Raw genomic sequence first — 12,911 nt, 5'->3', positions numbered from 1 at the left:
GATGGCCGAAGCATCGGAGTTCCCCGTGGCGCCATCCGAAGTCGAGCTCTCCGCAGGGGTGATCACGTACGAGGACACGGGTGGGGACGGGCCGGTGATCGTCCTCCTGCACGGTGTCGCCATGAACGGTTCCTTGTGGCGCAACGTCGTCGACCGGCTCCGCGGTGACTTCCGGTGCGTCGTACCGACCCTGCCGCTCGGCGGACACCGGCGGCCCATGCGGCCGGACGCGGATCTCTCTGTGCTCGGTGTTGCGCGGCTGGTCGCGGAATTCCTCGAAGTGCTGGACCTCCAGGACGTGACGCTCGTGATGAACGACTGGGGTGGGGCCCAGTCCCTCGTCGCCGATAGGCGGGACCAGCGGATCGGCAAGCTGGTGATCACATCATGTGAGGCGTTCGACAACTACCCGCCGGGACTGCCCGGTTCGAATCTGTACGCCTCGGCCAAGTTGCCCGGCGGGCTGAGTCTGGCCTTCGCTCTCCTGAAGCTGAGGCCCATGCGAAGGCTTCCCGTGACGTGGGGCCGTATGAGTAAGCGGCCCGTCCCGCATGCGGTGATGGACGAGTGGTTCCGGCCGCTGTGGACCTCCCCGGAGATCCGTCGTGACCTGCGGAAGTACGTCCTCGGAGTCCCGCCCAAGGCGGAACTGTCGCGCTGGTCGGAAAGGCTGGCGGACTTCGACCGCCCTGCGCTCGTCGTCTGGGCGGCCGAGGACAAGGTCATGCCTCCCGAGCACGGTCGCCGCCTAGCCGAACTCCTGCCCCAGGGGCACCTGGTGGAGGTTGCCGACAGCTACACCCTCATCCCGGAGGACCAGCCCACGGTGCTAGCCGCACACATCAGCGCGTTCCTGCTGAAGGGCGCATCTTCCTGAGGCTTCCGTGGCTCTTCACCGGGTGAGGGACCGACCCCGCCCCCCCGCTCAGTCCGGCCCTCAGGCGCGAGGCCGACTCCCGTGATCGAGGCTCTGTCGGCGGGGCGGGGCGGGGCGGGGCGGGGCGGGTACAGGGATGGGGACGGGGACGGGGACGGTTGACGTACGGCACGTCGACGCGAAGGCAGGGCACCCTCTTCCGGCCGCTCGTATCCCCGCTGCTGGTTTGCGCGGCTTCACCGGTGGTGAGGGCGGGAGCCTTGAGGCGACGGGTCGGGTCGGCATCGTGGTCGCGGGCTGCCCGGGCGCCGTCGTCCACGCCGGGGCATCCCTGACCCGGGCGCGCGCCTCTCCCGGGCCAGGGCATTACTCGCCTGGGCCCTCACTCGGGCATCACTCACCCGGCTCCTACTGTTCGACGGCGCGGGCCGCCGTCGGCTTCACCGGCTCCTGGTGGTCGGGCCACCGGCCGGCGCCCTGCCCCCGCCTCTTCGATTCCCCGATGGCGCCCGCACCGGCTGCCGAAGGGCGGGTCTCGGAGACGCCTGCGCGCTGCGCGAGCGCAGAGGGATACACCGATCCGGAGGAGCTGCCGGCCGCCAGAAACTTCCCGCCGCGCACCGAGCACGGTTGGACGCCCGCGCGGCCGCGCGTCCGGAGGTGGTGTGCACCGGCCGCCGAGGCCCAAGGTGCGTACGGTCCGCCAACGCCAACGCCAACGCCAACGCCAACCGCTCAGGCTGCCGCCCCTTCCCCCCTCGACCCACTCGCCCAAGCCGCCGACCCCCTCCCCGCCCGGTCCGCTCGCCCAGGCCGTCGACGCCTGCGGCTTGTGGCCCGCCTAGGTCACCGGCCCGCCCGCGGCGTGAAGCGGAGCTGCTGGGGCGCTTAAGAAATCCTCGATGGACCTGCGGCGCGGGGTGCGGCAGATTGCTTCCTGACGGCAGAGAGTGGTGCGCGGAGCCGGACGTCCGACGCGCACCGGCGACCTGCCGTACCTCATGTCTTCCCCGGGCCGCAGGCTTTCTTCCCCCATGCCCCCGGCCCGGGGTACTCAACGCCGTACCAGGCACAGGGAGCCGCAGCCGTGAAGGCACTCGTGAAGCAGAAGGCCGAGCCGGGGCTCTGGCTGATGGACGTGCCGGAACCGGAGATCGGTCCCGGCGACGTGCTCATCAAGGTGCTCCGCACCGGCATCTGCGGCACCGACCTGCACATCCGGGCCTACGACGGCTGGGCCCAGCAGGCCGTGCGCACCCCACTCATCCTGGGCCACGAGTTCGTCGGCGAGGTCGCCGAGCTCGGCTCCGACGTCGTCGACATCAAGGTCGGCGACCTCGTCAGCGGCGAGGGCCACCTCGTCTGCGGCAAGTGCCGCAACTGTCTGGCCGGCCGCCGCCACCTCTGCCGTTCCACGCTCGGGCTCGGTGTCGGACGGGACGGGGCGTTCGCCGAGTACGTCGCGCTGCCCGCTTCCAACGTCTGGGTGCACCGGGTCCCCGTGGACCTCGACATCGCGGCGATCTTCGACCCGTTCGGCAACGCAGTGCACACCGCGCTGTCCTTCCCGCTGGTCGGCGAGGACGTGCTGATCACCGGCGCGGGCCCGATCGGCATCATGGCCGCGGCCGTCGCCCGACATGCCGGTGCCCGCAACGTCATGATCACCGACGTCAGCGAGGCCCGCCTGGAACTGGCCCGCAAGGTCGGTGTCAGCCTCGCGCTCAACGTCGCCGACGAGACCATCGCCGACGGACAGAAGCACCTCGGACTCCGCGAGGGCTTCGACATCGGCCTGGAGATGTCCGGCCGGCCCGAGGCGATGCGCGACATGATCGCGAACATGACGCACGGCGGCCGGATCGCGATGCTCGGACTGCCGGCCGAGGAGTTCGCCGTCGACTGGTCCCGCGTCGTCACCTCGATGATCACCATCAAGGGCATCTACGGCCGTGAGATGTACGAGACCTGGTACGCGATGTCTGTGCTGCTCGAGGGCGGTCTGGACCTCGCCCCCGTGATCACCGGACGATACGGCTTCCGCGACTTCGAAGCGGCGTTCGACGACGCGGCGAGTGGTCTCGGTGGCAAGGTCATTCTCGACTGGACCGTCTGAACCGCACCTCCGGTCCAGCCACCGCCGTATCCACGACGTATCCAGTGACGCATCAAGCTACCGAGCCGGGAGACACCCTTCATGTTCGACTCCGTACGTGACGACGTGCGCACCACCCTCGACGAGATCAAGGCGGCCGGGCTCCACAAGCCCGAGCGCGTGATCGGCACCCCGCAGTCCGCGACCGTCGCGGTCACCTCCGGCGGACGCCCCGGCGAGGTCCTCAACTTCTGTGCCAACAACTACCTCGGCCTCGCCGACCACCCCGAGGTCGTCGCCGCCGCCCACGAGGCACTGGACCGCTGGGGCTACGGGCTCGCCTCGGTCCGCTTCATCTGCGGCACCCAGGAGGTCCACAAGGAGCTGGAGCAGCGGCTGTCGTCGTTCCTCGGCCAGGAGGACACGATCCTCTACTCCTCCTGCTTCGACGCCAACGGCGGTGTCTTCGAGACCCTCCTCGGTGCCGAGGACGCGGTCATCTCCGACGCCCTCAACCACGCCTCGATCATCGACGGCATCCGGCTCTCCAAGGCCCAGCGCTTCCGCTACGTCAACCGGGACATGGCCGACCTGGAGAAGCAGCTCAAGGAGGCCTCCGGGGCCCGTCGCCGGCTCATCGTCACCGACGGTGTGTTCTCCATGGACGGTTACGTCGCTCCGCTGCGCGAGATCTGTGACCTGGCCGACCGCTACGACGCCATGGTCATGGTCGACGACTCGCACGCCGTGGGCTTCGTCGGCGCGGGCGGGCGCGGCACCCCCGAGCTGCACGACGTGATGGACCGTGTCGACATCATCACCGGCACCCTCGGCAAGGCGCTCGGCGGTGCGTCGGGCGGCTACGTCGCGGCCCGCGCCGAGATCGTCGCCCTGCTGCGTCAGCGCTCGCGCCCGTACCTCTTCTCCAACTCGCTCGCGCCCGTCATCGCCGCCGCCTCCCTCAAGGTCATCGACCTGCTGGAGTCCGCCGGCGAGCTGCGCGACCAGCTCAACGCCAACACCGCGCTCTTCCGGACCCGGATGACCGAGGAAGGCTTCGACGTCCTGCCCGGCGACCACGCCATCGCCCCCGTCATGTTCGGGGACGCGGCGAAGGCAGGCCGGATGGCGGAGCTCCTCCTCGAGCGCGGTGTGTACGTGATCGGGTTCTCGTACCCGGTCGTCCCGCAGGGCGCGGCACGCATCCGCGTACAGCTGTCCGCCGCGCACTCCACGGACGACGTGAACCGTGCCGTGGACGCGTTCGTCGACGCGCGGGCCGCGCTGGACGCGTAGGGGGACCGCCCGGGGGTTCCACGGGACCCGGAGCGTTCCGGACCTGGGACAATAGGGCACATGATCGATGCACGGCGGCTGCGTATTCTGCGTGCGGTGGCGGACCACCGTACGGTGACTGCTGCGGCCGCCGCGCTGTATCTGACCCCCTCCGCGGTGTCCCAGCAGCTCGCCGCCCTTGAGCAGGAGACCGGCCACCGGCTCGTCGAACGCGGGGCGCGCGGTGCGCGGCTCACGGCGGCGGGGGAGATCCTGCTGACCCACACCAACGTGGTGCTGGCCCAGCTGGAGCGGGCCGAGGCGGAGCTCGCCGCGTACAGCGCGGGAGTGGCCGGCACGGTCACGGTCGCCGCGTTCGCCACCGGTATCGGGCTCGTCCTGGCCCCCGCCATCACCGAGCTGAACCTCACCGCGCCCGGTATCCGGGTCCGCGTGCAGGACGCCGAGGGTGACGCGAGCGTCCCGATGGTGCTGGACCGGCAGGTGGATGTGGCGGTCGCCGTCGAGTACCGGGGGGCGCCGGGGGCCGATGACGAACGGCTGACCAGGGTCCCGCTGTACTCCGAGCCCTTCGATGCGGTGCTGCCCGTGGACCACCGGCTGGCCGGTCAGGACCAGGTGGCGGTGGCGGACCTCGCGAAGGACCCGTGGATCGGGCCCTACCCGGGGAACCCCTGTCACGACGTGGTGGTCCTCGCCTGCGAGTTCGCGGGCTTCGAGCCCCGGCTGGAACACTCCTCGGACGACTTCCGCGCGGTGGTCGCGCTGGCCGGGGCGGGCGCCGGGGTGGCCCTGGTGCCGAGGACCGCGTTGCGGGGCGTGGAACGGACCGGTGTGGTCGTACGCCCCGTGGAGGGCAGCGCGCCGACCCGCCGGGTCTTCGCCGCGGTCCGCCAGGGAGCGGAGGGCCACCCCTTGATCCGGCCGGTGCTGGACGCTCTGGGGGCGGCGGGGGCAAGAGAAGAGGGCCTGGCCGCCCGTACGCCGTAACGTCGGCCGACACCGTTCGGCAAAGTACCCCCGCCGGCCCGCCGCCTTCCGGCTTACGCCCGCCGCCTTCCGGCTCACGCCGGCCCGCCGCCTTGCGGCTCACGCAGGCTGCAACAGGTCCCACCGGTTGCCGTACAGGTCCTCGAAGACCGCCACCGAACCGTAGACCTCGTGCCGCGGCTCCTCCAGGAACCGCACCCCCGCGGCCGTCATGCGCGCGTGGTCGCCCGCGAAGTCCTCCGTGTGGAGGAAGAAGCCCACCCGGCCGCCGGTCTGCGCCCCGACGCTCGTGCGCTGTGCCTCGTCCTTCGCACGGGCCAGCAGCAGTCCCGCCCCCGCCGAGCCCCCGCGCGGGCACACGACCACCCAGCGGGAGCCGTCATCCCGCGGGGTGTCCTCCACCAGCTCGAAGCCCAGGGAGTCGCGGTAGAAGGCGAGGGCCTCGTCGTAGTCGGCGACGACGAGGGTGACGAGAGCGATATATGACATGGCATGCCTCGTGATGATGGGGGGCGGAAACCGAAGGTGGGCAAGGAACTGACGCGGTCGGTATCCGGCGCGGACCGGAGGGACTGAGGTGCATCGGAATCCGACCTGGGTCGAAGACTGAGGAAGCACCGGACCGACGTGGGCCGGACCGACGTGGGCCGGACCGACGTAGGCCGGACCGACGTAGGCCGGACCGACGTAGGCCAGACCCGACGTAGGCCGGACCCGACGTTGGGCCGGACCCGACGTAGGCCGGAATTCGACGTGGCCGGAGTTCTGATGTCTTAGCTTTTCGACGGCGTACAGCTTTTCGACGTCGTACGCGACACTAACGCCGCAGTCGTCCGCCCCACCACAATGACCTGCATGGATACGAGTGACCTCGCGACGCTGACGACCCGTGCCCGGCTCCTGGCCGTTCCCGGCCACCGTCGCATCCTCGGCATCGCCGGCCCGCCCGGCGCCGGGAAGTCGACGCTGGCCGCCCGGCTCGTCGGGGCACTGGACGGGCTCGCCGTCCTCGTCCCCATGGACGGCTTCCACCTTGCCCAGGCGGAACTCGACCGCCTCGGCCGCGCCGGCCGCAAGGGCGCCCCCGACACCTTCGACGCCGCCGGATACGTGGCCCTCCTGAGGCGGCTCCGGGACCCCGGTGAGCCGGGCCCCGTCTACGCCCCCGCGTTCGACCGTGCGTTGGAGGAACCCGTCGCCGGGTCCGTTCCCGTACCGCCGACCACCCCGCTCGTCGTCACCGAGGGGAACTACCTCCTGTACGACGACGGGCCCTGGGCGCCCGTACGTGGCCTGCTCGACGAGTCGTGGTACCTGGACGTGGACCCCGCTCTGCGGGTGCGCCGGCTCGTCGACCGGCACGTCCGCTTCGGCAAGTCCCGCCCGTACGCCGAACGCTGGGTCGCCGCGTCCGACGAACCGAACGCCCGCCTGGTCGAGCGGGGCCGTACCCTGGCCGACCTCGTCGTGAGCCCCGGCCACGCGCACTGACCAGCCGCGATCCAGCTTCCGTTCGCACGAGCGTGCTCCGACCGGCAGGATGCTGTGTGCCGTGTCGCGCCGCCAGGAGGTCCGCATGTCCAGCCCCAGCCAGCCCGTGCCGTTCACCGCCGACGACTACCGGGCGCGCATGGCGCGCGCCGTCGAGGCCGCCGCCGGAGCGGGCCTCGCGGGCCTGCTCGTGGCGCCCGGTCCCGACCTCGTCCACCTCACCGGCTACCAGCCGACCGCGGCCACCGAACGCCTCACCGTCCTCGTCCTCTCCGCGGACCAGGAACCGGTCCTCGTCGTCCCGGCCCTGGAGGCCCCGGACGCCGAGCGGGCCGTCGGAGCCCCCGCCCTCACGCTGCGCGACTGGACCGACGGCAAGGACCCCTACGCCGTCACCGCCCCTCTGCTCGCCGCCGACGGCCGCTTCGGGATCAGCGACAACGCCTGGGCGATGCACCTCCTCGGCCTCCAGCAGCTCCTGCCGAACACCTCGTACACCTCGCTCACCGAGTCACTTCCCATGTTCCGGGCCGTGAAGGACGAACGTGAACTGGAGCGGCTCACGGCCGCCGGAGCCGCCGCCGACGCCACGTACGGCGAGATCCTGAAGGTGCGCTTCTCCGGCCGCAGCGAGACCGACGTGGCCGCCGACCTCTCGGTGCTCCTCAAGCACTTCGGCCACTCCCAGGTCGACTTCACCGTCGTCGGCTCAGGCCCCAACGGGGCCAACCCGCACCACGAGGCGGGTGAGCGCGTCATCGAGCACGGCGACATGGTCGTGCTCGACTTCGGCGGCCTCAAGCACGGATACGGCTCCGACACCTCCCGGACGGTCCACGTCGGCGAACCGACCGCCGAGGAGCAGCGGGTGCACGACATCGTGCGCGAGGCCCAGGAGGCCGGCTGCCGCGCCGTCAGGCCGGGCGTCTCCTGCCAGGACATCGACCGGGCCGCACGCGCCGTCATCACCGAGTTCGGCTACGGCGAGCGCTTCATCCACCGCACCGGCCACGGCATCGGCGTCACCACCCACGAACCGCCGTACATGATCGAGGGGGAGGAGCAGCCGCTTGTGCCGGGCATGTGCTTCTCCGTGGAGCCGGGCGTCTACCTCCCCGGCCGCTTCGGGGTCCGGATCGAGGACATCGTGACCGTGACCGAGGACGGCGGCCGCAGGCTGAACACCACCGCGCGCGAGATGGCGATCGTGGAGTAGGCGTCGAGTCCCACCGGCCCCCGCTCCAGTCCCACCGGGCCCCCGCCCCGAAAGCCGGGACGGCCGTCAGGCTTCAGTCATCGGCGAGGATCACGCACGACTCGGGCGGCAGGTGCAGCAGTCCGTCCGCACCGGGCGCCTCGGCAGGCTCCCACGCCGCGAGCACCCTGCCCCCGCCGCTGCGGTGCCGGCCACCGCCCAGCGGGATGGCGGCCGGTTTCTCGGAGAGGTTGACCGCGATCCGCAGGTCGCCCCTGCGGTACGCCAGCCAGCGGTCCGTCTCGTCGTACGCGGTCTTCACAGTCGCCAGGTCCGGATCGCGCAGATCGGGCATCGCCCGGCGCAGCGCGATCAGTTCGCGGTACCAGGCGTGGATCCGTGTATGCGGCTCGCGCTCGGGTTCGCTCCAGTCGAGGCAGGACCGGTCGCGGGTGGCCGGGTCCTGCGGATCGGGAATGTCCTCCTCCGCCCAGCCGTGCGCCCCGAACTCGCGCCGCCTGCCGTTACGGACGGCCTCCGCCAGCTCCGGATCGGTGTGGTCGGTGAAGAACTGCCACGGGGTACGAGCACCCCATTCCTCGCCCATGAACAGCATCGGGGTGAAGGGACCGGTGAGCACGAGGCCGGCCGTGCAGGCCTGGAGCCCGGGGGAGAGGGACGCGGCGAGCCGGTCACCGAGGGCCCGGTTGCCGATCTGGTCGTGCGTCTGCGCGTACCCGACGAAGCGGTGGGCGGCGGTCCGGGTGACGTCGACGGGACGGCCGTGCGTGCGGCCACGGAAGCTGGAGTACGTCCCGTTGTGGAAGAAGGCGCTGGTCACGGTCTTGGCGAGGGCCGCGAGCGGGGCGGTGGCGAAGTCGGCGTAGTACCCCTGGGCCTCGCCGGTGAGCGCGGTGTGCAGGGCGTGATGGAAGTCGTCGTTCCACTGGGCATGCAGCCCGAGGCCACCGGCCTCGCGCGGTGTGGTGGTGCGCGGGTCGCACAGGTCGGACTCGGCGACGAGCGAGAGCGGCCTGCCGGTGTCGGCCGCGAGTGTGTCGACCGCTGTGGAGAGCTCCTCCAGGAAGGTCAGCGCCCGGCTGTCGGCGAGGGCGTGGACGGCGTCGAGCCGCAGCCCGTCGAGGTGGTAGTCGCGCAGCCAGGCGAGCGCGCTCCCCAGGAGATAGGCGCGCACCTCGTCGGACCCCGGCGCGTCCAGGTTCACGGCGGCGCCCCACGGGGTGTGGTGGGTGTCGGTGAAGTAGGGGCCGAAGGAGGGGAGGTAGTTGCCGGACGGGCCCAGGTGGTTGTGGACCACGTCCAGGAGGACGCCCAGCCCCAGGCCGTGCGCCGCGTCGACGAAGCGTTTCAGCCCGGCCGGGCCGCCGTACGGCTCATGCACGGCCCACAGCGACACACCCTCGTACCCCCACCCGTGTGTGCCGGGGAAGGGACAGACGGGCATCAGTGACACATGGGTGATACCCAGCTCGGCGAGGTGCCCGAGCCGTGCGGCGGCGGCGTCGAAGGTGCCCTCGGCGGTGTACGTACCGACGTGCAGTTCGTACAGGACGGCGCCCGGCAGCCCGCGGCCCGCCCATTCGTTGCGCCAGACGTAGGTGTTCTGGTCGTACACGGCGCTCTCGCCGTCGGGTCCGTCCGGCTGGCGGCGTGAGCGTGGATCGGGGCGTACGGGCCCGCCGTCCACCGAGAAGCCGTAACGGTCGCCTTCGGCGGCCTCCGCCGCAGCGGTCCACCAGCCGGGCCGTGTCACGTCCTGCTCCATGGGCTGCGTCCCGCCCGCGACCCGGAGCCCGACGGACTCCGCGTCGGGTGCCCACACCTCGAACTGCATGTGCCACTCCTCGTCCGTGAACCCGCTGCTGCCCCTGATCATTGCCCTGCGGGGTCCCCCTCATACGTAGCGAGGCCGGGTGGGCGCGGAAGGTCCCTCGTGCGGCTGGTACCCGGACCGGGGCGGGCGCGCTCCCGCGGCGCCCGCCCCGGTCCTGCCTGATCCGAACGAAAGCCCTAGATCAGGTGGACGCGCTCCTGCGTCACGAGGTGGCCGGCCCGTGCGAACGCGGCGGCCATCGGGACGTTCCCGTGGTCCGTCGCGCCCGCGATGAACTCGGCGCCCTCGGCGGCCAGGAAGTGCGTGCACTCCACGAGCAGGTCGTAGCCGTAGCCGTTCCCGCGTGCCTCGGGTACCACCCCGATGAAGCCGACGCACGGACCCGAGGGGTTGTGGGCCGGCACCTGGATGCCGGCCAGCTCGCCGTCCGCGGTGTAGGCGAGCTGCCACCAGGAACGCGGCGAGGGGCACCAGTTGAAGAAGTCCAGCTCCTCCTGGGCCGCCGCCTCAAGGCCCCCCGGACCCTCGATGGCACGGCGGGCGTGCGCGTCGAGCGTCTCGGAGTGGACACGGCGCAGGACGTCGAGGATCACCGCGTCGTCGGGCTCGGGCCGGAAGGTCAGCCGGCCGGGACGCTCCGGCAGACCGCAGTCCGGTGTCCAGAGATAGCGGTACCGCTTGACGAGCGGCTTCATACCGGCCGCGGTGGCGGCGGCGATCCGGGCCTCGGCCGCCGCACGGACCGCGGGGACCTCCCGCCAGTTCGCGGGCAGGATCAGCTCGTACTCGGCGTGCAGCGGGGAACGGCGCAGCAGTTCGGCGCCCGCCTCGTCCTCCCCCTCGGCGAAGTCGAACCAGTTGAGGAGCACGGGCTCGGTGTCCTCGGGCCCCGACCACCAGGCGGCCTTGGCGACGACGGTGTCGTCGCGCAGGGCGACCCAGCTCCACTCGGGGCGGTACTCGCCGCCGTCGGCGACGCTGGTGTAGCGGTGTCCGAACGCGGCACGGCCGACGAGGCCGTCATCCGGCAGGGAGTCGAAAAGAAAGGCGTCGCTCGGGGTGAGCGCGCGAATGACCAGATCGGTCATGGAAGTGTCCTCCGGGACGAAGCGCGCTCCCGGTCAGACGGAGTCCGACACCGCCCTGCGGACGGGACGGGAGCGCGGGAATGAAGTGGTACGTGCGGTGGTGCCGGTGCTGGTACGCACTGTTCTCGCCTCCTTCCTCGACCGGGGCCGTTGACTTCGCCGCTCACATTATCGCGACCCGGGCGGGCCGTCCACGGGTTTTCGCGAGCCTCCCGTGAACGGCCCGCGTGCGGGCGACCGAACCGGTCAGTCCCAGACCATGTCGAACGCGCGCTCGAAGTTCACGTACCCGAGGCGCTCGAAGGACTTCGCCATGGGGACGTTGCCGAGGTCGGTCGCCGCCCTGATCCGGTCCACGCCCGTCGCGGCCAGCACCCGGGTGCCCTCGGCGAGGATGTCGTCGATGTAGCCGTTGCCGCGGTGCGCGGGCAGTACGCCGATGTACGCGATGATCGGGTGGTAGTTGTTGCGCGCGGGAACGACGAACCCGACCGGCTCACCGCTGGGCAGCTCCGCGATCCGCCACCACTCCTGCGGCGTTTTGAAGCCCGCGAACTCCTCGTCGTAATGCTTCTCGGCCGCTTTGCGGGCGCCGATCCCCGTCGCCATGTCCGCCTGGCCGTGGGCGTCGAGCGTGCCCTCCATGACCGGGGTCATCAGCGCGACCAGGTCCTCGCGCCCGGTGACCGGACGGAACACCAGACGGCCGGAGTCCTGCGGAACGGGCGTGCCCTCGCGCCACTCCAGGCGCAGACGTTCGACCAGCATCCGGGCGCCGGTCTGTTCCATGACCCGCATCCGGGACTCGACGACCTCGCGCGCCGCCGCGTCCTCGCGCCAGTCCGGGGGAATGAACCGGCCGTACTCGGGACGCTGGGCACCAGCGGGTATGACAGCGGCCGTTGCCGTCTCCAGCAGCCGCACGCCGATCTCCTGACGTTCCTGCGCGGGCAGGGTGTCGTCCAGGTCGAAGAAGTCCAGCGCGAGAGGGTCGCCGCCGTCCGTCGAGGTCCACCAGGACGCCCGGCCCACGACGCGCTCGCCGTGCAGGGCCACCCACATCCAGTCGGGGCGGCGGCGGCCGGTGGCGAGGTCGTCCGCCAGCTCGTGGTCGAGAACGTAGGAAAGACGGCAGAAGAGACCGAGCTCGTCCGGTCCGGTGAGCGGACGGACGGTCAGTTCCTGTGGTGCTACGGGCACAAAGTCTCCTTCGAGGCGAAAGGCCGCCGGCTTCCCGCCGACGGCCCGCGGGCGCTGACGTTAGCAAGGGGGAGCCGTGCAGGTCAGCACGGGGGGATGAGGAGTTCTTCTGGACACTTCGGCCCCGTCGGACCGACAATCAGGACTGTGACGTCCTCCTTCGAGTTCCCCACGTATCCCGCGCGGCTCTCCGACGCCCAGCGCGACCGTGCTCTCGGTGTGCTCAGAGACGGCGCGGCCCAGGGCAAGCTCTCCCACGACACGTTCATGCGGCGCATGGAACTGGCCCTGGTCGCCCGGCGCGCCGAGGAACTGGACGCACTCACCTGTGACCTGGAGTCCGGCGGGCGCTGGACCCGCGGACTGTTCCGCGCCGTCGGCGGCGTGTCGGCCTTCTCCGTGCGGCTGCGCAGGGCATGGACGTCCGAGCGGCTGCCGAAGCTCCTGCTGCCCGTGCAGGGCCCGCACCCGCTGCTCATCGGCCGCGACCCTGGGAACGGGCTGCGGCTCAGCCACGAGACCGTCTCCCGGATGCACGCCGAACTCACCGTGCACGGCAGCCGGTGGGTCCTGCGCGACCTCGGATCGACGAACGGTACCTGCGTCAACGGACAGCGGGTCACCGGCTCGGTCCCCGTGCGGGACGGCGACCAGGTGAGCTTCGGACGGATGAGCTTCCGCCTCACCGCGCCCCTGCCCAAGCCACCGGCCTGACCCTTCGCCCGGCTCCCCCGGGAACGAGCGGGGGTAGGGAAAACCACAGTGGCACCGGGCGGTAAGCCCCAATGACCTCCGCCTCCCCGGGCGGGACGCTGATCAACGGC

12 protein-coding genes are annotated in these 12,911 nt (G+C 71.5%); 8 read left to right on the top strand and 4 right to left on the bottom strand.

The features are described 5' to 3' along the window. The first annotated feature begins 1 nt into the window (after position 1). The 4 genes from AB0C82_RS08265 to AB0C82_RS08250 all read left to right on the top strand — a co-directional run bounded on the left by AB0C82_RS08265 (position 2) and on the right by AB0C82_RS08250 (position 5,258). On the top strand, positions 2-877 hold the full coding sequence (locus AB0C82_RS08265; RefSeq protein WP_362837636.1) for an alpha/beta hydrolase: 876 nt from the start codon (positions 2-4) through the stop codon (positions 875-877). Positions 878-1,964: 1,087 nt separating this feature from the next. After that, positions 1,965-2,993 carry an L-threonine 3-dehydrogenase gene (tdh, locus tag AB0C82_RS08260; protein ID WP_362837634.1) on the top strand — a complete coding sequence of 343 codons (1,029 nt, stop codon included), beginning with the start codon at positions 1,965-1,967 and terminating at the stop codon, positions 2,991-2,993. 81 nt (positions 2,994-3,074) lie between these two features. Further along, positions 3,075-4,268 carry a glycine C-acetyltransferase gene (locus tag AB0C82_RS08255; protein WP_362837632.1) on the top strand — a complete coding sequence of 398 codons (1,194 nt, stop codon included), beginning with the start codon at positions 3,075-3,077 and terminating at the stop codon, positions 4,266-4,268. Between the two features lie 60 nt (positions 4,269-4,328). Beyond that, positions 4,329-5,258 (top strand): LysR family transcriptional regulator, encoded by a 930-nt coding sequence (locus AB0C82_RS08250; RefSeq protein ID WP_362837630.1) that lies wholly within the window; start codon positions 4,329-4,331, stop codon positions 5,256-5,258. A gap of 99 nt (positions 5,259-5,357) precedes the next feature. Here AB0C82_RS08250 and AB0C82_RS08245 read toward each other — a convergent pair whose 3' ends face one another. After that, on the bottom strand, positions 5,358-5,747 hold the full coding sequence (locus tag AB0C82_RS08245; RefSeq protein WP_362837628.1) for a VOC family protein: 390 nt from the start codon (positions 5,745-5,747) through the stop codon (positions 5,358-5,360). A 366-nt stretch (positions 5,748-6,113) separates the two neighbouring features. On the opposite strand from AB0C82_RS08245, the gene AB0C82_RS08240 reads away from it, so the two are divergent. Both AB0C82_RS08240 and AB0C82_RS08235 read left to right on the top strand, forming a co-directional pair. Next, the gene (locus AB0C82_RS08240; protein WP_362837626.1) at positions 6,114-6,749 is read left to right on the top strand and encodes a nucleoside/nucleotide kinase family protein; all 636 of its coding nucleotides are present in this window, start codon (positions 6,114-6,116) and stop codon (positions 6,747-6,749) included. Between the two features lie 85 nt (positions 6,750-6,834). After that, positions 6,835-7,965 (top strand): aminopeptidase P family protein, encoded by a 1,131-nt coding sequence (locus tag AB0C82_RS08235; RefSeq protein WP_362837624.1) that lies wholly within the window; start codon positions 6,835-6,837, stop codon positions 7,963-7,965. Between the two features lie 73 nt (positions 7,966-8,038). Here the strand turns inward: AB0C82_RS08235 and treZ are convergent, their stop codons facing one another. Further along, on the bottom strand, positions 8,039-9,799 hold the full coding sequence (treZ, locus tag AB0C82_RS08230) for a malto-oligosyltrehalose trehalohydrolase (RefSeq protein WP_362838391.1): 1,761 nt from the start codon (positions 9,797-9,799) through the stop codon (positions 8,039-8,041). Between the two features lie 176 nt (positions 9,800-9,975). Further along, complete coding sequence (locus AB0C82_RS08225; protein ID WP_362837622.1) at positions 9,976-10,887, bottom strand: GNAT family N-acetyltransferase; 912 nt, start codon at positions 10,885-10,887, stop codon at positions 9,976-9,978. Here AB0C82_RS08225 and AB0C82_RS08220 point away from each other — a divergent pair. Next, positions 10,886-11,041: a hypothetical protein gene (locus AB0C82_RS08220; RefSeq protein WP_362837620.1), complete on the top strand. Its 156-nt coding sequence runs from the start codon at positions 10,886-10,888 to the stop codon at positions 11,039-11,041. The genes AB0C82_RS08225 and AB0C82_RS08220 overlap by 2 nt on opposite strands. 92 nt (positions 11,042-11,133) lie before the next feature. Here AB0C82_RS08220 and AB0C82_RS08215 read toward each other — a convergent pair whose 3' ends face one another. After that, positions 11,134-12,087, bottom strand: a complete 954-nt coding sequence (locus AB0C82_RS08215) for a GNAT family N-acetyltransferase (protein ID WP_362837618.1) — start codon at positions 12,085-12,087, stop codon at positions 11,134-11,136. 147 nt (positions 12,088-12,234) lie between these two features. Between AB0C82_RS08215 and AB0C82_RS08210 the strand changes: the two genes are divergently transcribed. Continuing rightward, on the top strand, positions 12,235-12,801 hold the full coding sequence (locus AB0C82_RS08210; RefSeq protein WP_362837616.1) for a DUF1707 and FHA domain-containing protein: 567 nt from the start codon (positions 12,235-12,237) through the stop codon (positions 12,799-12,801). Positions 12,802-12,911 lie beyond the last annotated feature (110 nt).

Origin of the sequence: Streptomyces sp. NPDC048560 (assembly GCF_040650955.1) — a bacterium.
GTDB lineage: Bacteria > Actinomycetota > Actinomycetes > Streptomycetales > Streptomycetaceae > Streptomyces.
This window is presented reverse-complemented; position numbering and strand designations above follow the sequence as displayed.